Origin of the sequence: Alkalihalobacillus sp. NPDC127517 (assembly GCF_050276055.1) — a bacterium.
Classification (GTDB): domain Bacteria; phylum Bacillota; class Bacilli; order Bacillales; family Bacillaceae_D; genus Alkalicoccobacillus.
Window position 1 is genome coordinate 107,060 of record NZ_JBNNQX010000008.1, and the last position, 21,948, is coordinate 129,007.

At 40.1% G+C, this 21,948-nt stretch carries 16 protein-coding genes and 1 other annotated feature; of the genes, 1 reads left to right on the top strand and 15 read right to left on the bottom strand.

Annotation, left to right across the window (positions count from 1 at the left end):
- Positions 1 to 11 precede the first annotated feature (11 nt).
- The 13 genes from ACQKKO_RS12480 to ACQKKO_RS12540 form a co-directional block, all read right to left on the bottom strand.
- Positions 12 to 1,175: an FtsW/RodA/SpoVE family cell cycle protein gene (locus ACQKKO_RS12480; protein ID WP_498647641.1), complete on the bottom strand. Its 1,164-nt coding sequence runs from the start codon at positions 1,173 to 1,175 to the stop codon at positions 12 to 14.
- Positions 1,176 to 1,274: 99 nt separating this feature from the next.
- Positions 1,275 to 2,453, bottom strand: coding sequence for a rod shape-determining protein RodA (gene rodA, locus ACQKKO_RS12485; RefSeq protein WP_498647643.1), 1,179 nt, complete (start codon positions 2,451 to 2,453; stop codon positions 1,275 to 1,277).
- 34 nt (positions 2,454 to 2,487) lie between these two features.
- Complete coding sequence (ftsW, locus tag ACQKKO_RS12490) at positions 2,488 to 3,645, bottom strand: putative lipid II flippase FtsW (RefSeq protein WP_498647645.1); 1,158 nt, start codon at positions 3,643 to 3,645, stop codon at positions 2,488 to 2,490.
- A 128-nt stretch (positions 3,646 to 3,773) separates the two neighbouring features.
- Complete coding sequence (locus tag ACQKKO_RS12495) at positions 3,774 to 5,381, bottom strand: putative polysaccharide biosynthesis protein (protein WP_498647647.1); 1,608 nt, start codon at positions 5,379 to 5,381, stop codon at positions 3,774 to 3,776.
- Positions 5,382 to 5,593: 212 nt separating this feature from the next.
- Positions 5,594 to 6,445, bottom strand: a complete 852-nt coding sequence (locus tag ACQKKO_RS12500) for an SMP-30/gluconolactonase/LRE family protein (RefSeq protein ID WP_498647649.1) — start codon at positions 6,443 to 6,445, stop codon at positions 5,594 to 5,596.
- Positions 6,446 to 6,461: 16 nt separating this feature from the next.
- Positions 6,462 to 6,863, bottom strand: a complete 402-nt coding sequence (locus ACQKKO_RS12505) for a secondary thiamine-phosphate synthase enzyme YjbQ (protein ID WP_498647651.1) — start codon at positions 6,861 to 6,863, stop codon at positions 6,462 to 6,464.
- A 340-nt stretch (positions 6,864 to 7,203) separates the two neighbouring features.
- Entirely contained in the window at positions 7,204 to 7,863 is a 660-nt protein-coding gene (locus ACQKKO_RS12510; protein WP_498647653.1) for a YesL family protein, read from the bottom strand.
- A 48-nt stretch (positions 7,864 to 7,911) separates the two neighbouring features.
- On the bottom strand, positions 7,912 to 8,760 hold the full coding sequence (locus tag ACQKKO_RS12515) for a carbohydrate ABC transporter permease (protein ID WP_498647655.1): 849 nt from the start codon (positions 8,758 to 8,760) through the stop codon (positions 7,912 to 7,914).
- Between the two features lie 20 nt (positions 8,761 to 8,780).
- Positions 8,781 to 9,737: a carbohydrate ABC transporter permease gene (locus tag ACQKKO_RS12520; RefSeq protein ID WP_498647656.1), complete on the bottom strand. Its 957-nt coding sequence runs from the start codon at positions 9,735 to 9,737 to the stop codon at positions 8,781 to 8,783.
- Between the two features lie 85 nt (positions 9,738 to 9,822).
- Positions 9,823 to 11,136: an ABC transporter substrate-binding protein gene (locus ACQKKO_RS12525; RefSeq protein ID WP_498647657.1), complete on the bottom strand. Its 1,314-nt coding sequence runs from the start codon at positions 11,134 to 11,136 to the stop codon at positions 9,823 to 9,825.
- 283 nt (positions 11,137 to 11,419) lie between these two features.
- Positions 11,420 to 12,712 (bottom strand): ABC transporter substrate-binding protein, encoded by a 1,293-nt coding sequence (locus ACQKKO_RS12530; RefSeq protein ID WP_498647659.1) that lies wholly within the window; start codon positions 12,710 to 12,712, stop codon positions 11,420 to 11,422.
- Positions 12,713 to 12,760: 48 nt separating this feature from the next.
- Positions 12,761 to 14,365, bottom strand: coding sequence for a response regulator transcription factor (locus ACQKKO_RS12535; protein WP_498647660.1), 1,605 nt, complete (start codon positions 14,363 to 14,365; stop codon positions 12,761 to 12,763).
- A gap of 6 nt (positions 14,366 to 14,371) precedes the next feature.
- Complete coding sequence (locus ACQKKO_RS12540; protein WP_498647661.1) at positions 14,372 to 16,093, bottom strand: sensor histidine kinase; 1,722 nt, start codon at positions 16,091 to 16,093, stop codon at positions 14,372 to 14,374.
- A 202-nt stretch (positions 16,094 to 16,295) separates the two neighbouring features.
- Between ACQKKO_RS12540 and ACQKKO_RS12545 the strand changes: the two genes are divergently transcribed.
- A complete protein-coding gene (locus ACQKKO_RS12545; protein WP_498647662.1) occupies positions 16,296 to 17,552 on the top strand; it encodes a BaiN/RdsA family NAD(P)/FAD-dependent oxidoreductase in 1,257 nt (418 codons plus the stop codon).
- A gap of 255 nt (positions 17,553 to 17,807) precedes the next feature.
- Here ACQKKO_RS12545 and leuS read toward each other — a convergent pair whose 3' ends face one another.
- Positions 17,808 to 20,228: a leucine--tRNA ligase gene (gene leuS / locus ACQKKO_RS12550; RefSeq protein WP_498647664.1), complete on the bottom strand. Its 2,421-nt coding sequence runs from the start codon at positions 20,226 to 20,228 to the stop codon at positions 17,808 to 17,810.
- 99 nt (positions 20,229 to 20,327) lie between these two features.
- Positions 20,328 to 20,559, bottom strand: a binding site (T-box leader).
- A gap of 65 nt (positions 20,560 to 20,624) precedes the next feature.
- On the bottom strand, positions 20,625 to 21,821 hold the full coding sequence (locus tag ACQKKO_RS12555; protein WP_498647666.1) for an MDR family MFS transporter: 1,197 nt from the start codon (positions 21,819 to 21,821) through the stop codon (positions 20,625 to 20,627).
- Positions 21,822 to 21,948: the final 127 nt, after the last annotated feature.

A 21,948-nucleotide genomic window follows, 5' to 3' on the forward strand; every position in this document is an offset into this window, starting at 1 on the left:
TGCCTCATTTCCTATAATTCCTCAGTCTTTTCAAACATATATTCTCTTCGATTGGCTTTGACACACAATACCAAACCAAGTGATAAACCGGCGGTCAAAAGTGAACTTCCTCCATAGCTAACAAGCGGCAATGAAAATCCTGTCACTGGGAGTAATCCAATATTCATTCCGATGTTTTGGAAAATTTGAAATGCAAATAACCCTGCTACTCCAGCGCAAATACACAGATCAAATTGGTTTGTTGATTGAAAACCGATCATAACAATATGATATAAGAGTATAAAGTAAATACTAATGAGTATACACGCCACGATGAATCCATGCGTATGTGCAATAATAGCAAAGATAAAGTCGGTATGCGCTTCAGGAATATAGTAATTATTATTCTCTGCCCCAATTCCATTTAACCGCCCTGAACCTACCGCTCTCATCGCTAAATTCACCTGAAACGCTTCATCTGTATATTCTGTTGGGTTCAGCCATCCATGGAAACGTCTCACTTGATACTCTTCAAGATGAACAAAGAAATACTTTTCTAATATATCCATCCGTGTAAAATACACCATCACAAAGCTGAGTATGGCTGTAACAGGAATAAAAATCATTGAAAGAATCCATTTTAAGCTTACTTTTGATACGAGTAGTACAGATAAAACAATCGCTGCAATTTGCATAATCGTTCCCATGTCTGGCTGCTCAATTAATAATAGAGCTATAGGAAAGCATAGAGCAGCAACTTTGGCGATTAACCAGACATCACTTTTCCATTTTGAAAACCCTTCTCTATGTTTACTGATAATGTTTGCAAAGGTAATAATCAAAAAAATCTTTGTTAGCTCCGCAGGTTGAAAAGAGCCAATTACAGGCAAGTTGTACCAACGAATCGCTCCATTGTCTTCTCCTCTTACAAATGAATCCGGTACAATGAGAAGACCTACTAAAATAATGATACCAAATCCATATAAAAACCAATGGCTCTGTTTAATATAATCAATATCAATGTACGACATTGCAATGACTAGCATAAATAAAGCCATAAAAAAGATCAATTGCCTAAGCATAAAGTTTGTTGAATATTGTTGAAGCTCTTGTGCTTCATATATGTAAAAACAACTAATCACCATAAAGAGAAACAGAAGAAATAGCATATTATAATCTAGCTTTGATTTCAACATAATAAACCCACCTAATTTCCAATTCCCTTCATTATATCGACTCCTCTCTTTTTTGGACAGCTTTTATTCCTTTTATTTCATAAAAAAGAACCAGTCGCCTTATTCAGCAACTGATTCTCTCGCTTCAAACATATAGTGCTTTGTTCTCATATTTACATTCAGAATGATTCCCATCGCGAGCATATTCGTAAGTAATGCACTCCCCCCGTAACTGATGAACGGTAAGGCAAGCCCTGTAATTGGCATTAAACCAATCGTCATTGCGATGTTTTGAAAGACTTGGAACACAAGCAAGCCAATAACTCCAGCTACAAGATAAGAGCCGTACAAATTATTACACGTTAGAGCAATCATAATCATTCGGTAAAATAATAAGAAATACGTCACAAGAAGCACCATCGCTCCAAAGAATCCGAACTCCTCACCAATGGCAGCAAAGATAAAGTCAGTATGGATTTCAGGAAGGGTATCACTTTGAGTTTGAACTCCCTGCATAAAGCCACTCCCGTAAAACTGACCCGAGCCAATTCCTTGCAACGCCAGGTTTAATTGATAGCCAATCCCGGATGTATCTCCATCAGGATCCAGCCAACCAAGAATCCGGTCAAGCTGATGGGACTTAATAAAGATATTAAATATATCAAAATGAGCGTTATAGAGCCAGACGAGCATCGAAAGGATAAATACAACAAATACGAACATAAAAACTAATATTCGCCATCTAATCCCTGACATTAAGATCATTACACCAATGATACTTGCAATAACAAGTGCTGTCCCCAAATCCGGCTGTTTAAGAATTAGGAAAAACGGCGGAATTCCTAAAGCCAAGATTTTAAGCAGAATCATGAGATCGCCTTGTATGGACGTATCTTTACGGTGAGTTGTTACCTTATATAACAAATGCGCGAGAGCAAGTATCAAAAAGATCTTCATAAACTCTGAAGGCTGGATTTCTGCTACACCTAAGTTAATCCACCGTTGCGCACCGTTCCGATAGACTCCAAAAAATTCAACGATTAATAAGAGTAGCATCCCAAACGCATAGACAGGCACTGTAAGATTTTTAAAGAAATCATAATCAACAAACATCACACCAACGATAATAACAGCACCTACAGCAAACCAGATAAGCTGTCTGATCACAAAATAACTAGGATCAACACTGTACTGGCCAGACGCGCTATAAATCGCCAGTAAACTAATACACATCAACACAAACATTAGAAACAATAACGTATAGTCAAGCTGTTGAAGGCTTGATTTTCTTTCTTGCATGTTGTTCCTCCACAAATAAGGTTAAGCCCTTCAGCTAGGCTGTTTTAACCTGATTATCAAGATCTTCTTTCAAACGACTTTGGCGAATGTTATGACGGGATATGTTCGCTAAAATGGCGATTGATATCATCGTAACAAGTAGAGATGATCCACCGTTACTCACTAGTGGCAACGTAATTCCGGTAATCGGAAGCAATCCACTCACCGCACCAATATTAAAGACCACTTGAATGGCCAATTGAAACACAATACCAAAAGCAAGTAAGCTGCCAAATGGACTCTTACACTTCATCCCAACTAGGACCCCTTTAAAAAGGATTACTCCATAACAGATTAGGACAAACAACACGCCAAGAATCCCTAATTCTTCTGAGATAATGGCTAAGATAAAATCAGTATGTGCCTCAGGTAGATATAAAAGTTTCTGTACACTACCACCTAATCCAGTTCCCGTAAGCCCTCCATGTGCAAACGCGATATAGCCTTGAATGAGCTGAAGCCCATCATTCATTGGATCTGCAAAAGGATCGACAAAAGAAGTTAATCGTCTAAAGCGATACGACTCGGAAACTGCCAATACTGTAAATAACGAACCACCAACAACACCTAGTCCAATGATATGTATCCATCGTGCTCCTGATAAAAAGATAATAAAGAACGTGACCATTAAAATCGCAGTTGCCGTACCTAAATCCGGTTGGCGCATGATAAGAATAAAGATCAGCCCAACAACAATTAAAGGTGGTAAGACTCCCTTAATGAATTTATGAATATACACTTGCTTTTGAGAATACACTTGAGCAAGATAAATCACCATTCCCAATTTAACGAATTCGGAAGGTTGAAGTCTAAATGGCCCAAGCTGCAACCAACGCTGAGCTCCCCCACCAGAACTACCGAATCCTACCAACACTAAAAATAGCGATAAAAAAGATAAGATTAATATAAACGGTGTTAGTTTCTTAAATACATGATAATTAAAATGCATAAAAAAGATAAAAAGAATCGTGGCGAGTATAAACCAGACAACTTGCCGTTTCAAGAAAAAGTAAGGATCTCCACTTCCTCCTTCTCCCATATACATGCCTTCCACATAGCTTGAGCTAAAAACCATTAACACACCAAAGGAAGCTAGCGCAAATACTGTCAGGATTAGCAACCAATCATGATCTTTTATTAATGAATACTTCATTGCCTCCCCCACTTCACCCGAACATAGTCAGTCTTTTTATTATAGCAGAGCGCGGGCTTTTGAAAAAGAGGAGGAAGCTGTCATAACTTGTTGAAAATCGTGCGCCAATGACGCAAAATCTCTAAACTTTAGTCTGGTCTCTTAAACCGTTCGCCCAGAACAACCTCGGCTAAACGAGAGCGATATGTCAGATACGCATAGACAATCGCTCCAGATAATGCGCCCACTCCAGATAAAACGAAGCTATTGAAGCGATTCTCCAACGGAAAGCTTATACGCAGTCCCATCGTAATAAACCAAACGACAGCTGCCATGACAAGTGAAAAGATGAGAAGGATGCCCCCTCTTTGTGCAATTTTCTGATAAGAAAATGAAGTATACGTACCTATTCCCCACACGGTCACACCAATTGCGACGATAAATCCAATGTAGGTTGCTAAAATAGCTCCATTTGGCCCCATTGTAACAAGTAAGAAATGATTTAGAGTAAGTTTCAAGATTAGACCAGCTAATAGGGCTGTGATCGCAAGCATTTGACGATTTATCCCTTGAAGGATAGCTGCCGTCACAGAGAAAAGAGAAAATAACAACGTAATTGGACCATAGTACTGCAGCGTTTCTCCCCCAATAGCCAAATCCTCCAGACTAAACAATGCCACAAAGATAGGGTCCGATAATACGGCTAATCCAACGGCTGCTGGCAATGTAATAAATAAAATCAGTTGGAAGGTTTGCGTAATTAATCTCTGAAGCTTGGCTTGGTCACCTTCTGTATACGCTCTTGTTATGGTTGGTACCAATGTAATTGATAATGCGGTTGCTAGAGCCATAGGAATCAAGACAATCTTGTGTGCCGATTGCGTCAGCACTCCTACAAAATTCTCAGACACCTCACCCATTCCAATACTGGCAAGCGCACCGTTAATGGTCATCGTATCAATTAACTGAAATAATGGTATCGCCAGACCTACAATTGAAAGTGGAACAGCGTACCAAATGAGTTCCTTGTACATGGCTTTTAACGGTAATGGCTTTTTAGAATGTTTGCTTTCTGCTAGACCGATGATCGTTGTCCGACTTTTAAAGAGATACAAAAGAAGAACAGCCAGTCCGGCCAATCCTCCAACAAATGCGCCAAAGGTCGCAAAACCGACAGCTAGCCCGATTTCACCGTTCCCTACGTTCATGATTAAAAAAGCAGCCGCCAAAATAAAACAGATGCGCACAATTTGTTCAATTACCTGAGAGACAGCTGTTGGCATCATCTGCCCCGACCCTTGGAAATACCCTCGAATCATCCCCATAATCGGAACGATAAGCAGAGCAACACTAACCATACGAATTGTAAATGTAATATCCTCATACGAATTTACACCTGATTGTTCATTCGGCAAAACGAGAGGTGTAATAACAGGAGCTAAGAAAAACAAGAGAAGAAAGGCTATTAAACCAGTTATACTCATCACGAGTAACCCCGACTTAAATAATCGATATCCCGTTTCGTAATCACCCATTGATTGATATTTTGAGACGAACTTAGAGACTGCAAGTGGAAACCCTAACGTCGCTAAGCTGAGTAGTATAGTGTAAGGCGTATACCCATACGAATATAACCCTAACCCTGTTTGACCAACTAAGGCAGAGAAAGGAACGACGTAAATAAAGCCTAGAATTTTTGAAGCAAGTGTCGCAGCGGTTAAGACTTTTGTACCGCGCATCAAATTTGAATCGGCCATGTTTTCCTCCTGTACATTCCGAAAAAGATCTAAATTGAATTGTAGCATAGATTGATTCTGCATAATCGTGACGAATCGTGTAAAAAAATCAGGATGAAAAACCAAAAAGAGCGAGTATTCCATTGTTGTGGAATCATCGCCCTTTTTTCAAGATTATCTATTCAATCATATCATCGTTCTACTTATACAAGTGTTAGCAGAAAAAGCAGTTCTTAACCTGCAAATTCATCGGGTTTATAGCCTTTTGACTGTGTTTCAACAGCAAACAGGTCACCACCATGTGGATCATCCTCGTCACCACTTGATGCGGTTGTGATATAAAGGGTCTGATAATCTTCTCCTCCAAAGGCACAAGAAGTCACGCACTTTGCTCCTACCTCTACTGACTGAATCATTTCTTCAGTAAATGGATTTAATTGAATGACTTGCCAGCCATTATACATCGCCACCCAAAGCATCCCGTCCTGATCAATGGTCATACCATCTGGTGAGCCTTCAGATGTTGGAAAAGTATACACCACTTCTTTTCCGTGAATCTCTCCACTTGTCTCATCATACTGATAGGAGACAATCTGTTGAGTTGGTGTATCAATATAATACATGCGATGATGCTTCGTATCCCATGCTAGTCCATTCGAAATCTGGACATTTTCGATTACTTTGTCACATGTATAGTCCGTATTAAGTCTGTAGAGCGTAGCATCCTTTTCTGAGCCTTCGATGACCATTGTACCGGCCCAGAAGCGCCCAGCAGGATCACATTTCCCATCGTTAAAACGGTGATACGGCACAGTCTTTTCCGGAGAAGCTACCTTTTCCAAACGATCCGCATCAAATAAGTAGAGACCATCTGTCATAGCTAAGATGTATCCGCCTTTTTTCCGCTTCACAACGGCTGTCACCTTTTGTCCAAAGGAAAGCTGTGTATTTTCTTTCTCGTTAGGTGAATAGGTATTTAACTTACATCCATCAATATCAACCCAGTGAAGAACCTGCTGCTTTTCATCCCAAAACGGACCCTCGCCTAGTTTCGCCTTCGAACGCCAAATGATCTCTGCCTTCACACGATCACTCTCCCAATTAGCTGACTTTTATATAATAGGTTCTAGCTCTTGAGCCATCAAATTCACAAAAGTAAATGCCTTGCCACTGGCCAAGGATCAATTTACCTTCAGAGATAATAATGGTTTGTGATGAACCTACCGTGCTTGCTTTTAAGTGAGCTGCACTATTTCCTTCAGCGTGTTTATATTGTTGATGATCCCATGGGTAAACTTCTCGGAACCTCATTAGCATATCTTCTTTTACATCAGGGTCTGCATTTTCATTAATCGTAATGCCTGCAGTTGTATGCGGACAGTAAATAACAACCTGTCCTTCTTTTATATTCGATTCATTTACAACCGATTCTACTTCACGAGTAATATCGACCATACTATCTCTATTTGTGGTCGTTAATCGTTTCTTTTTTAACACGGTCATATCCCCCTTACACGATCTCCACTTCTCTATTCCCTGTTTTATTTACTTAAAACCCAAATGATGGACAAAATAAGAAAATAATTGGATCAAAGCGTAAAGGGAATTCTATCTAAACTTTTTCTATACTATTTTTAACAGACTGCTCCTGTAGAAAGATTTGAATGCCGGATTTCTCGAGTATAGAAATGGCTTGTTTTACAGGTGATTTCATGAAGCCAAACTCATTGTGGATAGATTGTTAGATAATTTCAAAAAAAACATAAATAGCGAATGATTCTTAGTTTGAATCACTCGCCTAATTCCACTTCATATTTAGTTATGTCCATAGATCTTTCACACTTTATACCGATGCCTGCGTGTCAGCTTGCTTTCTTTGATGTTTCCCGTGCATTTCATTGATGCGTTCAAAGCCTTTGTAGGCGATCCACATGTTCACATGAATGAAAAAACTAATGCCTACTAAAGGTATTAAACCAGGAAGGAAAATTAAAAAATAGTAGGTTGATAATAGACTAGCAAATAGAAACACCATGTTCGTTGGGTGCAGAAAACCGATAAAGAGCGCTTTTTTTAATGTTTTCTTAATCGACTCCGCATCATGAACCATTACAGGGAACACATACATCATCAGCATTCCGATCGCAAGTCCAATCACAATCAAGGCAACATGCATAACCGAATGGAAGGCACCATCCCACTGTCTAACAAACATAAAGTCAATGTACCAGATAGCAGAGATGACAAAAAGAATGCCACCAACTCCATTCGAACGTAAGAAGGACTGACGATACTCACGGACAAATGTTTTGAATAAAGGAATGTCCTCTTCTCCTGCCGCAGTCCGTTTCGCTATCGCAAAAACAGCAGTTGTACTAGGCATAAAGCCCAGTACAATCCCACCTAACAATGTCCCTCCTACCCAAAATAAATTGAGCCAGAAGAAGTAGGTGATCCACTTACAGAGGTTATAGATTCCAGTAAACAGCCGATTCATTTCCATTGTGATCTCTCCTATCTGTTCGACTACAATGATTCCACACTACACTGACTACGATTTCAATCCACTTGTACTGATGCCATCTACAATGTAGCGCTGGAAGATGAAGAAAATTAAGAACACTGGTAAAATACTAACCGTTGTCATCGCAAACATTGCGCCCCAGTTTGTTACAGCACTTGGGTCAGAGAACAACTTTAGAGCAAGTGACACAGGATATTTTTCAGGGGTCACTAGGTAAATTAACGGTCCCATAAAGTCATCCCATCTCCAATAAAAGGAGAAGATGGCTGCTGTCATCATGGCCGGAACAACAAGTGGAACAATGATTCGGAAGAAGATGGAAAACGTATTACACCCATCAATCTTCGCTGCTTGATCAAGCTCAGTAGGAATGGTCCGAATAAACTGCATGATCAAGAAGATGAAGAACGGAACACCAAAGAATGTCGGTAAGATCAATGGCAGATACGTATCGATCCAGCCAAAACCTGAGAACATAACGTATTGTGGAATCATAACCATTTCATACGGAAGCATTAGTGTAAGCATCATTAGAACAAACCACATTTTTTTGCCTGTAAACTTAATACGAGCAAAGCCATATGCAATAAATGTTGAAGAAATGACACTTCCAATCGTTGAAATAATCGTGATTACAAATGAGTTTTTAAAGAAAGTGGTGAACGTAATTCCACCGAATCCTTGCCAGCCTTCTGAAAAGTTTTCAAAAGCCCACTCTCTAGGGATTAGTGTGTGTGCATCTACAAACACATCTGAGCTTTGTTTAAATGAACTCATCACCATCCAAGCTAAAGGATAAAGCATAATGAGCGTAAAAATGATCATTAAAATATGTTGAACGATTTTCTTTATGCGTTTTTTTCGTTGTGTATCCATGTGATTTTCTCCTTCCCTTGTTAATCGTTATAGTGAACCCACTTATCAGAGCTTTTAAAGATAACCGCTGTAAAGATCGCTATGATAACTAACATGACCCATGCCATCGCAGACGCATAACCCATATCAAAGAATTCAAACGCACGACGGTACATGTACAGCACATAAAGAAGTGTACTGTTCATCGGCCCACCATTTGTAACAATGAAACTTGGGGTAAATGCCATAAATCCTTGGATGGTCTGCATGATCGTGTTAAAAAGGATCACCGGCGTTAACAAAGGAATGGTAATCTTAAAGAATTGCTGCCAAGGCTTCGCGCCATCTACCGCAGATGCCTCATAAAACGTTTTTGGAATGTTACGTAGTCCAGCAAGGAAAATAAGCATTGATGAACCAAACTGCCAGCCATATAAAGCAACAAGTGTCCAAATGGCTGTACCTGGGTCACCAAGCCACGAATGTGTTGGTAGTCCAATCGAGGCTAACACAGAGTTAAAAGCCCCATCGTTACCAAACAATTGTCTCCACATAATGGAAATCCCAATACTTCCACCGACTACAGATGGAAGGTATAACATCGTTCTGTAAAGACCAACCGCCTCTACAATTTTGTTTAGAGCAACAGCTACCATAAGCGCGAATACAAGACGAATAGGGACTGCTGTACCCGCATATAAGAAGGTCACTTTTAATGACTGTCTCCATGTATCATCTGATGTGAACATTCGTTCATAGTTTGCCAGTCCAATCCATTCATACGCTCCTCCCATCCCATAGTTCGTGAAGGAAAGATAAAGGGAATAGACAATAGGGTAGAGAGTAAACGCAACTAATCCAATAATAAATGGCGAAATAAATGCATATCCTGACAGCTCTTCATAGCCTGTACGCAATCGTTTAGGTCGTTTAAACGGCTTTTTAAAAGGCGGTTTAACTGGGACCACGGTTTCTTTTCCCGTCTGGTTTTGTGCCATAATCTCCACTCCTTACAGATCATTTTCTTTAGCCAAAGAAAGTGATCCCCTTCATATCGTTCATGATAGGATCACTTCCTCTACATTAATTTCCTAAAATCATTTCAGCTGACTTTCTGAATTCAGCAGCGCCTTCTTCAGGTGTAATTTGTCCATACATGACTCGCTCATCAATTGTATTAAGCTCGTTTAGAATCTCAGAAGATTGAGCCGGGAAGTTCGTATCAATAGGTGAACTGTTTTCTGTTACTTTATCGATGTAATCATAGATTTTTGTTTCAATTTCATCTAGGTCCGCACGCATTTCTTCACGGATTTCGTTGTTGATCGGTACACCGCGGTCAGATCCAATTGTTTCAAAAACTTCTTTCGTATTCGTAAAGAAGTTGATGAATTTCACTGCTTCTTCTTTGTTCTCAGAGTTCTCACTTACCGACCAAAGCATAGCTGGCTTGAGATACATTCCCTGAGAAATGTTATCTCCAGGCAATACATTTAGATCGAATGTATAATCTGCTGCCATAGACATTGTTTTCATTTGGTTGGACCATCTTAAATCAAATGGAGCATTTTTGTGTACGATTAATTCATCTTCAATTCCTTGAATCTGCTGAATCACATCGTATCCAGGAGCAACTCCATCATCAACCATTTGTTTAGCTCTTGTAAGATAGTCTGTTAGGATTTGATCATCGTCATAACCTAGAGCGGTGCCATCTTCATTAAACAAAGCAAACCCTTGCTCTCTTAGGTAGTACTCAAAAATATTACCTGCTTCATACGAGCGCGTACCATACGTATCTAGCTCATCATGAACCTTATAGGCAATTTCCTCGAAATCCTCCCATGTCCAATCATCCGTTGGTAGGTCTGCTCCAGCTTCTTCTAGCATCTCCGCATTGTAAACGGCAGTCAGAGCATTTGTACCAGATGGAATGCCTAGTAACTGATCATCTTTCATACCAGATTGAACAATCGATTCGTCAACCTTACTTAAATCGAGAGCTCCACTATCTTTAAATTCGTTCAAGTCGGCAAGTAATCCCTGACTTGCATAAAGATTTAGATACTCACCAAAGTTTTGTTGCATGATATCTGGCAAATTGTTTCCTGCAGCTTGAGCAGCCATACGCTCAAAGTAGCCATCCCATCCGGTGAATTCCGGCTCAATTTTAATATTTGGATTTTCTTTCTCATACATTTCAATGATTTTAAATGTCATGTCATGACGTTCCTGAGAACCCCACCAAGACATACGCAATTTAATTTGCTCATCACCACTGCTACCACCTTCAGAATCAGTCGTTTCTCCACCAGTATCTGAAGCCCCTCCACACGCAGCTAAAGCAAGTGAAGCTGTTAATACAGAAGCCGTTAAGAACATCCATTTCTTTTTCATCAAGCAACCCCCTTTATATTTTGAAAGCGCTTTCTTAAGCTGTATTTATCGTACACCATCCTTATTTTTCTGGGAATCAAATAATCAGATCTAAAATGTTCAAAAAACAGAGGTCTCAAATAGTATGTAAAAAAGATCAGATAAAACGTAGTTCATTCACAAAGAAATCTTCCACTCGTTAATAAAAATACGAATGGCGAACGATTCATTCGTTGAATCATTCGCCACATACTCAGTGAATTTTAGTTACGTTCTAGCCTCTTCATTTCATATTACGGTCTTTTTAATCCCCTAGAATCCGTTCCGATTCGGTTCTAAATTCACTCGCACCTTCTTCAGGAGTAATCTGACCATACATCACTCGCTCGTCAACTTGTTCTAATGCGTTAAAGATTTCACTGGCTTGGGATGGGAAATTCGTATCAATGGGTGAGCTATTTTCAGTAAGATATTCAATGTAATCAAAAATCTTCGCTTCAACCTCATTAAGATTGGCTCTCATCGTTTCTCTAATCTCATTGTTGATTGGCACACCACGCTCAGACCCACTAATGTTGTAAACCTCTTGTTCATTTACAAAATAATCAATAAATTTTACAGCTTCTTCCTTCTGAGTTGAGTTTTCGCTAACGGACCATAGCATTGATGGTTTCAAATACATTCCTCGCTCATTAAACTCACCAGGTAATACATTCAAATCAAATGAGTAATCTGCTGCATTTGAAAGAACCAGAATTTGATTTGAATGGACAAAGGCGATTGGAGATTTCTTATGGACGATTAATTCGTCTTCTAGACCTTGAATTTGATTCGTCACATCCAATCCTGGAATGACGCCAGCATCTGCTAAATCCTTATTTAACGTGAAGTACTCAACTAATAACTGATCGTCGTCGTACCCAAGAGCCGTACCTTCCTGATTAAAGAGTGTAGATCCCCTCTCCCTCAGGTGATACTCAAATGTATTTCCTGTTCCGAGTGCACCTGATCCGTAGATATCGAGTTCAGCGTGAGCCTGCTCTGCAATCTCTTTAAAATCGTCCCATGTCCAATCATTGGTCGGAAGTGCAATTCCTGCCTCTTCTAATAACTGTTTGTTATAGGCAACGGTTAACCCATTTGTCCCTGTTGGGATTCCTAGTAGCTTACCGTCTTTTTCTCCAGTCTGTAAAATGTCATCCTCCACTTGACTCACATCTAAGGTACCATCCTCAATGAAGGTCGAAAGGTCCGTTAGCAATCCTTGACTGGCATACAGATTCAAATATTCGCCGAAATTCTGTTGCATAATATCAGGTAGGTTGTTCCCCGCTGCTTGTGCGGCCATTCTCTCGAAGTATCCGTCCCATCCGGTAAATTCCGGCTTGATTGTCACATGTGGATTTTGCTCCTCATATTTTTCAATGATCTCCAAGGTCAAATCGTTTCTTTGTTGAGACCCCCACCATGACATTCGTAGCGTCACTTCATTTTCCCCATCATCCTCTACCTCGCTTGCTGCATTCTCTTGACAACCGGTAAGAATTAGAGCTAGTGCAACCCCTGAAACCATGAACAAACCGTTTGCTTTTTTCATCTGTTCGCCTCCTAGGATAATGTGAAGGATCGTTTATCAGGATCAGGATTATTTTTCAGATACGCTTAAACAATAGGTTTCTTTGTATTCTTTTGGTGTGTAACCCGTTTGCTTTTTAAAGACTTGACTAAAGTAACGTGGATTATTACCAAATCCCACTAATTCCGCCACCTCTGCCACCTTGCTATTTTCTGTGTCACACATCTGTTCCATTGCTTTATTGATTCTAAGCTTCATTAGATAATATGAAAATTTTTCTCCCATTTCTTTTTTAAACAGCTTCCCTAAGTAATCTGCATTCATATAAAACACATCATTTGAAAGCTGCAGTAATGATAACTCTGAATCCCAGTAGGACGATTCAACATAATCACACAGCCTTTGTATGGTCGTGCTAATTTGCTTTTTGGTTGATTTGTAATTTTCGTGTACAACCTTACTTGTGTATTGCATCATAAATCCTTCAATTTGACGAAACGTGTGTAATCTCTGGAACTGTGCCACCGCTGCGAATAGTTCATCCATCAACTCATTCGAAGCCTGACGAATGATGGACATATACAGCTCTAAGCTGTGTGCTTTTACAATGCCTACATCATATTTTTTTTCCGAAATATAAGAGAAGTAATGATGAAGATAATGTTCCGTTTCGGTTTTGTTACCGCTTCGGATAAAGACCAATAGTTCCTCATGATTAAATTGAAGTTCATCCATCCGAAATGGCTGCTGATCAATAAGACCTGTTGAAATAATTCCTCCCTCCTCTAAATAAAATCGTTCTGCTAAACCTTGTAACGCTTCTCGGTACAATGGTCTAAGTTCCATTAGAGTGCTCTCTCTAGTTACTGCACTAGTGAACGTCATCTGATAAAAGTGAGTAAAGTGGTTTCCCACATCTTCCAAGATTGAAATAAGCTGATCATCAGAACCACTTTCAAGTAAGATCACAACTTTTTCTCCAATAGTCGTTGAAAGCCAGACAGATTGAGTTTTCTCTATCTCTGAAGTAGCCATTTCTTTTAATGCATAAAAATGCTCAAACTCATCAGATTGGACATATGAATGGGAATCAAGCACTGGCTTATCAACTGTCAGTACAACAAGCTTTAAACAGCTGGTCCATTCATCTGGTTCAAACAGGTGTTTATAATATTCCAATTCCTGCGTGCCAAATGTATTTGTTGTTAAGAATTCCTTTAATACCTGCATTTTTGCTTTGGGTAGCATTTCATTCATTTTTTCTTTCATCTTCCCTACAAACGCTGCGTCTTCTTTTTCCTTCGCGAGTCGAGCAACAATTTGAGTGAGGGCATCTTCAATTTTTGATTCATTAGAAGGCTTTAATAGGTAATGTTTCACTTCATATTCCATAGCTGTTTGAGCATAATCAAATTCATCATGTCCAGACAGGATGATCCATTTAGTGGACGGAAACATAGAATGCGCCTGCTTAAGTAATTCAATTCCATTTAATCCAGGCATCTTAATATCTGTAATCACTACATCCGGTTTCTTCTCTTTTATTTGCTCCAATGCCTCAATACCGTTACTGGCTTTTCCAACGAGCTTGGTTCCACAACGGTTCCAATCAACGAGTGCTGCTATCCCTTCAAGAATGTTGATTTCGTCATCTACTAAAAGAACGGAATACACGATTGTTCACTCCCTTACACTAGGAATTTTTACGGTTACAGCTGTTCCCACTCCAACCTTACTTTCAATTCGAATACCATACGGTTCCCCGAACATAATCCGTAGCCGTTCCATAATATTTGCAAGGCCTATTCCAGAACGCTTAGGTTTAACTGTCCCTGCATAAATGGAATCAATTGTGCTTCGAGTCATCCCTACTCCGTTGTCTTGAACTGTAATATATAGATGTTCTCCTACCACCTTAAAGAATATATGAATCTGACATTCACCAATCATTTCTTCTAAGCTGTGTTGAATTGCGTTTTCAACAATGGGTTGAATCGTCAGTTTAGGAATTCGTAGATTCTTTAAATCGTCTGGTGGCTCCATTGAGAAGGTCAGTCTGCTTTTATACCGATAGGATTGGATGACCATATAGTGATGAACAATTGTTAGCTCTTCTTCTAATGTAATCAAAGGCTCCTTCTTGCTTATAATGGTTCTCATCATATTTCCGAGTGACTCTGCAATGCTCGAAATATCCTGTTGCTTGTTCATCTTTGCTAACCAATTAATTGAATCTAACGTGTTATATAAAAAATGAGGATTAATTTGAGCCTGTAATGCACGATATTCTGTTTCTTTAATCACAAGCTGTTTTGAATAATTCTCAGCGATTAATGTATTCATTCGTCCGATCATGGAAACAAAATTCGTATGAAGCTGCCCAATTTCGTCTGAGGAATGTGTCACATTTTCTTCAATCATCGGTTTCACATTACCTAGTTCTACTTGCTTCATTTTCTTAGTTAACTCTTCTAGTGGCTTTGAAATAGTTCTGGCGAGCTTACGGCTGACTAATAAAATAATCACTAAGAAAATGATAAATGAAGCAATCATTAATTTGTTAAGTAAGCTGGTCTTTGAGGATACATTATCAAATGGGAGGATATTGACATAGGAGAGATCTGAATGCCTGGATCGTTGATAGGTTAAAAAATATTCACTCCCATTCCACTTCTTCACCTGGTAACTTCCCTCGGACAAATCTTCTATTAGAGGCTCAGCCCCCTTAGGAAAGTTTTGAGAGAGAATAATGTCTTGATCCTTCATCATGACAAAGCTTTTTTCATCTGAGAGATTTAACGTATCAGAGATAAATTCTTTCATATCAATTGTAATAAAGACGGACCCAAGAAAGGCTAAGCTAAGATCATTGGCCTTTCTCATTTCTCTGGTTGAAACAAGAACGCCTTGATCTGATAAAGGCATCCACACATTAGCGCCTTTGCCAGCTTTCATTTCCTCTTTCCAGTCTTGGTCCACTAAATGTCTTATTGGTTCATTCCCAACAACATAATATTCTGCGAATGTATCTTCTATTTGAATAGATGAAATATAGCGCTCTTGAGAGTAATACGCATTTAAACGTTCCATTAAAAACATCTTTGTACGATAAACGTCATATCCGATATATTCTGAGTTAATGCCTTCCATATAATTTTGAATCACTGGATCGGTCGCAATTTGGAAGGATATTTGTTCAACCTTACGAAGTTCCTCGTCAAGCACAGTTGAAGAAATGTTTAGTGTGTTAGCTGATTCGTTGTACACTTCTTTTTCATAGACAGCTGTAAATACTTGAAAACTTATGACACCCATCAAACAAAAAAAGACTAATTGTAAAATAGCGATCATGATAATCTTATGTTTAATACTATGAAGTTGATTAAACCCCCAGTTAATCAAGCTACCACCGCTTTCAATGATTAAATAAAGCGCTTACATATTAAATTATTTTAACAGATTTTCACTTTTATGTGTTGGATTTTTAAAGGTTTTTGCTCTTTTCATCAACTTTAATGAGCGTATCATACAACCGTTTTATTATTTCTGTGAGATCTATGATAGTATAAGAAAAGCAAATGACCTGAATGATAAGGAGATTTTTATGTTTGATGTAATTGTAATAGGAGGCGGTCCTTCTGGCCTAATGGCTTCTGTCGCTGCTGCAGAGCATGGAGCCCGCGTTCTCTTAATAGATAAAGGAAATAAATTAGGCCGCAAGTTAGCCATCTCTGGTGGTGGTCGATGTAACGTAACAAACCGTATGGAACGTAAGCAGCTAATAGAGCATATTCCTGGGAACGGGAAATTTATGCATAGTCCTTTTGCTACCTTTGATAATGAGAACATCATTGAGTTCTTTGAAGGGCTAGGAATTGAGTTAAAAGAAGAAGATCGAGGTCGGATGTTTCCGATTAATGATAAGGCGCAAACCGTTGTTGATACCTTGTTGCGTCGGATTCGAGAATTAAAAGTAACGATTTGGACGGATTCAGCTGTCAAAACCATCGATTATAAAGATGGTCATGTACATGCCGTGAAATTAATGGATGGTCAAATACTTGAAACACGTTCAATTATCGTTGCAACAGGTGGCAAATCCGTGCCTCATACTGGTTCAACAGGGGATGGGTATCCTTGGGCGAAAAAAGCTGGACACACCATTACTGAACTTTATCCAACCGAGGTACCAATCACTTCACTAGACCCATTTATAAAGGGTAAAGTCCTTCAAGGCCTCTCTGTGCGTGAGATCGAATTATCTGTTATTAATCCTAAAGGAAAAACGATCAAAACCCATGAAGGCGATATGATCTTTACTCACTTTGGTGTATCTGGTCCAGCTGCCTTGCGCTGTAGTCAATACGTGGTAAAAGCGTTAAAGAAATTTGACGTGCCGGCAATTGAGCTTCGTCTTGATTTGTTTCCTGCAAAATCGGGTGAAGACCTTTTCCAGGAGCTATGGAAGCTCGTGAAGGCAGAACCAAAAAAGCAATTGAAGAATGTCTTAAAAGGCGTTACTCAAGAACGGATGCTATTGTACTTGTACGACCTTCATTTCATAAACGCTGAAGCAACCTGTGCCAACATCTCTCATGACGTCTTGCGTCAGCTTGCAAATACGATGAAGCAGTTTTCTATCCAAGCAACAGGTACGCTTTCCATTGAAAAAGCCTTTGTAACCGGCGGCGGTGTTTCGGTAAAAGAAATTGAACCAAAGACCATGCATTCTAGAAAAGCAGAAGGCCTATACTTCTGCGGAGAAGTGCTTGATATTCATGGCTACACAGGTGGATACAATATTACCTGTGCCTTCTCAACAGGCTACACAGCAGGAAAATCAGCTGCAGAACGAGAGTAAGGATTACTAATAATTAACTTGAAAAATGGCGAATGATTCAACAATTGAATCATTCGCCATTTGTGTTTTTGCAAAAGTAGCGGGTGTGAACCCGAGACTCCTACGGAACAGAACATGGTGAAGACACTGTAGCGGCGCCCTTTCCGCGAAAGGGGCTGAGGCCGTTCTTGTGGGTGCGAGGGATTCTCCTGTAGCGGATATGGTGCTATGTTCGTGTTTTATGATCTACTTTCATGCTTTGTCTCCGCTTTTCTATTACCCTACAACAATATTGACTAACTTCCCTGGTACAGCAATGACTTTTCGAACTTGTTTGTCAGCAATCGCCTGCTCAACAAGCTCATCGGCGCGGGCAAGCTCTTCCATTTGCTCACGTGTTGCATCCGCTGGAATGACAAGCTTTGTTTTTAGCTTTCCATTCACTTGAACAACGATCTCGATTTCGTTCTCTACAAGCTTCGACTCATCAAATGTTGGCCATGCTTCGTACGTAATCGTATCCGTATGACCTAGCTTCGACCAAAGCTCCTCAGCTAAGTGAGGCGCAATTGGAGAAAGAATCTTCACGAAACCTTCCATTTGATCCTTTGGTAAGACCTCTTGCTTATAAGCCTCATTAATGTAAACCATCATTTGTGAGATCCCTACGTTAAAGCGAAGCTCCGTAAAGTCCTCTGTGACCTTTTTAATCGTTTGATGATACACGCGAGTTAACGTTTCAGATCCTTCAGCTTCACGAATTACTGGACTTAAGTCTCCAGTTACTTCTTCAATGAACAATCTCCAGATGCGTTCAAGGAAACGACGTGAACCATCCAATCCATTTGTCGACCAAGCAATCGTTCCATCAAGTGGCCCCATAAACATTTCATATAAACGTAATGTATCGGCACCATGTGATTTGATGACATCATCCGGATTTACAACATTTCCTTTTGACTTACTCATCTTCTCGTTGTTCTCGCCTAGAATCATTCCTTGGTTATATAAACGCTGGAACGGTTCTTTTGTAGGTACAGCACCGATATCATACAAGAATTTGTGCCAGAAACGTGCATACAATAAGTGCAAGACAGCGTGCTCTTGTCCACCAATGTACATATCTACCGGCAACCATTCCTTCAAGATCTCAGGATCAGCTAGTGCTTCTGAATTATCTGGATCAAGGTAACGAAGATAGTACCAGCAGCTACCTGCCCATTGCGGCATCGTATTTGTTTCTCTACGGCCTTTCATTCCAGTCTTAGGATCTGTTACTTCTAACCACTCTGTTGCGTTAGCAAGTGGGGACTCCCCCGCTCCAGACGGCTTAATCTCTTCCATTTCAGGTAGCACGAGTGGAAGCTGATCTTCAGGAACAGTTGTTGAAGTTCCATCTTCCCAATGAATGATTGGAATCGGTTCTCCCCAATAACGTTGACGGCTGAATAACCAGTCGCGAAGACGATAGGTCACCTTTTTTGTTCCTACTTCTTTTTCTTCAAGCCAAGCAATTGCTTTTTGAATCCCCTCTTCTTTTCCTAACCCATCTAGGAAATCAGAGTTCACATGCTCACCGTCACCCGTATAGGCTTCAGCATCAATGTTTCCACCTGCAACTACTTCACGAATTGGAAGCGAAAAAGCAGTCGCAAATTCGTAATCACGTTCATCATGCGCAGGGACAGCCATGATTGCTCCCGTACCGTAGCTTACTAACACATAGTCAGCAATCCAAACAGGGATCTTTTCTCCGTTGATTGGGTTAATTGCATAGGCTCCTGTAAATGCACCTGATTTCTCTTTAGAAAGCTCCGTACGTTCAAGATCACTTTTTGTTGCGACTTTCTTTTGATATGCTTCAACCTCGTCTTGTTGATCCGCTGTCGTAATGGTTGACACTAACTTATGCTCAGGTGCCAATACCATATAAGTTGCACCGAATAACGTATCAGGACGTGTGGTAAACACAGAGATCACATCATCAAAGCCATCGATTGCAAAGTCAACCTCGGCCCCTTCAGAACGACCAATCCAGTTACGCTGCATGTCTTTTAAGTTTTCTGGCCAATCAAGATCATCTAAGTCTTCAAGTAAGCGATCCGCATAGTTTGTAATACGTAATACCCACTGTCTCATTGGACGACGCTCTACAGGGTGCCCCCCGCGCTCACTGACTCCATCAACAATCTCTTCATTCGCAAGAACTGTTCCTAGTGCTGGACACCAGTTTACTGCCACTTCATCAACATAAGCTAGACCTTTTTCGTACAGTTTAATGAAGATCCATTGGGTCCATTTGTAATAGTTTGGATCCGTTGTATCAACTTCACGATCCCAGTCGTAAGAGAAACCAAGTTCTTTAATTTGTCTACGAAACGTATTAATGTTTAATTGAGTGAATGCAGCTGGTGCATTTCCTGTATCAATCGCATATTGCTCAGCAGGAAGACCAAACGCATCCCAACCCATTGGGTGCATGACTTCGTAGCCTTGCATCCGTTTCATTCTTGATAAAATATCAGTTGCCGTCATTCCTTCTGGATGACCTACATGAAGTCCCGCACCTGATGGATAAGGGAACATATCTAACGCGTAGTATTTTGGCTTGTCGCTTTTCGTGTTTGTTTGGAATGTTTTATTTTCTTCCCAATGTGCTTGCCACTTTGGTTCGATTTTATTATGTGAAAAAGACATCGTACTTCCTCCTGTAATGGTTTATGGTCCAGTCCGTTGTAAACATGAGTCCGTTTGCATCAACACAAAAAACTCCCGTCCCTAATAACATGTTGCATTATCAGGGACGAGAGTTAGCATATATGCTTATCCCGCGGTACCACCCAGATTAACAGAGAACGATCCTCTGTTCACTCTTTACACAAATAACGGTCGTTACCCGTTGAAGGCTACTCCACTTCACCCTCAAGACTCGGAGGCGAGTTCGATGAATCTGTTCGATTGGCTTGCACCCTCCGCCAACTCTCTGCAATCCCAGATAACATCTACTAGTCCTCGTTAACATCAACATCTCATATGAACTTATTAGTATTGTATGAAGTTGTACCCGCTCTGTCAAGCGACCGCTCAGATTGTTTACAAATTGGGTGCTTGTCTCGTTTGTTTTATTTGCTTTTTCAAAGGTTTGTCATAGGCCATTAGAAATGGAATAGATACAATAAGCATGCCTACTAACACGTAAAATAATACATAGATCGAGTATACATCAACGATAAATCCGCCAAAGACAGGACCTACCATACGTCCTACCATCGCCACACTATTTACGAGCCCTTGGTAAAAGCCTTCCCTTCCTTTTGGTGCTAACTGACTTGCAACTGTTGGAACAGCCGGCCAAATAAACATTTCACCGATCGTTAAGATAATCATCGCAACCATGAAGATCGAGAACTGTTCTGCTTGTGTTAACACGAGGAAGGATAGTGCAAACAATAAGACACCCGCGATCATTTGCGCCTTGATTTGTTGAATCCACTTACGAATCACCCAAGCGAGCAGAGGCTGAGCACAAACAATTAAGAGCCCGTTTACTGTCCAAAACAAACTATATGACCCAAGTGATATTCCAAGATTTTGCGTGTGTACAGAGACATTTGCCTGCCACTGCGTGTATCCCATCCAACAAATGACAAACGCAATGCTAATTAAAATAAGAGCATGAATCCGGTAATGGACGCGAAACGGAATCTTTTCTCGTAATTCTTTTACCCGAGCCTTTGCTCCGCGTGCTTCGAGCCCTCGGAAGGCGAAAATGACAAAGACAAATAAGGCCATATGCATAAGTGCATTTGCACGAAATACGTTTGTTAAATCATTTTGTGCAATGATTCCAATAAGCGCTGTCCCTAGTGCCACTCCAACATTTTGAGATACATAAATGGCGTTATACGGACGACGACCACCCTCAGGCCAAAGTGATCCTGCTAATGCATAAAGTGTAGGAATCATCATCCCAGATCCAAACCCAATCCCCATTAATAGAAACATATAAAAATAGAAGCTATATTGAAACGCCAGTAAACAAGCACTACCTGTGGCAATGCTTAGTGCGATTATTAATGTGCGATAGGAACCAATCTCATCAAACAATCTACCACCAACTAAATTTCCACATGCTCCTGCTGCAGAGTTTAATAGTAAGATAAAACCAGCAACCGTCAGTGACTTCCCTAGCTCCTCGTGAATAATAATGGCATTTAAAGGCCACAAAAACGAAGCACCCGTGATACTCATGGTCATCGTGATTAATAAAATCCAAATTGATTTTGGCAACGTATTTTACTCTCCTTAACGGTAACTCCCACTCCAATCGTAATCCTATGGCAAGTAAATAAGAAAAGCAATTCATTTTTTCATTAAAATGGACCGCTTCCTTTTAATTCATTGGCTCTTACGAATT

Coding starts and splice junctions, on each gene's coding strand:
- ACQKKO_RS12505 (WP_498647651.1), bottom strand. CDS start 6,863: ATGACCGTGTTAAAAAAGAAACGATTAACGACCACAAATAGAGATAGT.
- ACQKKO_RS12525 (WP_498647657.1), bottom strand. CDS start 11,136: ATGAAAAAGAAATGGATGTTCTTAACGGCTTCTGTATTAACAGCTTCA.
- ftsW (WP_498647645.1), bottom strand. CDS start 3,645: ATGAAGTATTCATTAATAAAAGATCATGATTGGTTGCTAATCCTGACA.
- ACQKKO_RS12510 (WP_498647653.1), bottom strand. CDS start 7,863: ATGGAAATGAATCGGCTGTTTACTGGAATCTATAACCTCTGTAAGTGG.
- ACQKKO_RS12515 (WP_498647655.1), bottom strand. CDS start 8,760: ATGGATACACAACGAAAAAAACGCATAAAGAAAATCGTTCAACATATT.
- leuS (WP_498647664.1), bottom strand. CDS start 20,228: ATGTCTTTTTCACATAATAAAATCGAACCAAAGTGGCAAGCACATTGG.
- rodA (WP_498647643.1), bottom strand. CDS start 2,453: ATGCAAGAAAGAAAATCAAGCCTTCAACAGCTTGACTATACGTTATTG.
- ACQKKO_RS12545 (WP_498647662.1), top strand. CDS start 16,296: ATGTTTGATGTAATTGTAATAGGAGGCGGTCCTTCTGGCCTAATGGCT.
- ACQKKO_RS12530 (WP_498647659.1), bottom strand. CDS start 12,712: ATGAAAAAAGCAAACGGTTTGTTCATGGTTTCAGGGGTTGCACTAGCT.
- ACQKKO_RS12480 (WP_498647641.1), bottom strand. CDS start 1,175: ATGTTGAAATCAAAGCTAGATTATAATATGCTATTTCTTCTGTTTCTC.
- ACQKKO_RS12520 (WP_498647656.1), bottom strand. CDS start 9,737: ATGGCACAAAACCAGACGGGAAAAGAAACCGTGGTCCCAGTTAAACCG.
- ACQKKO_RS12495 (WP_498647647.1), bottom strand. CDS start 5,381: ATGGCCGATTCAAATTTGATGCGCGGTACAAAAGTCTTAACCGCTGCG.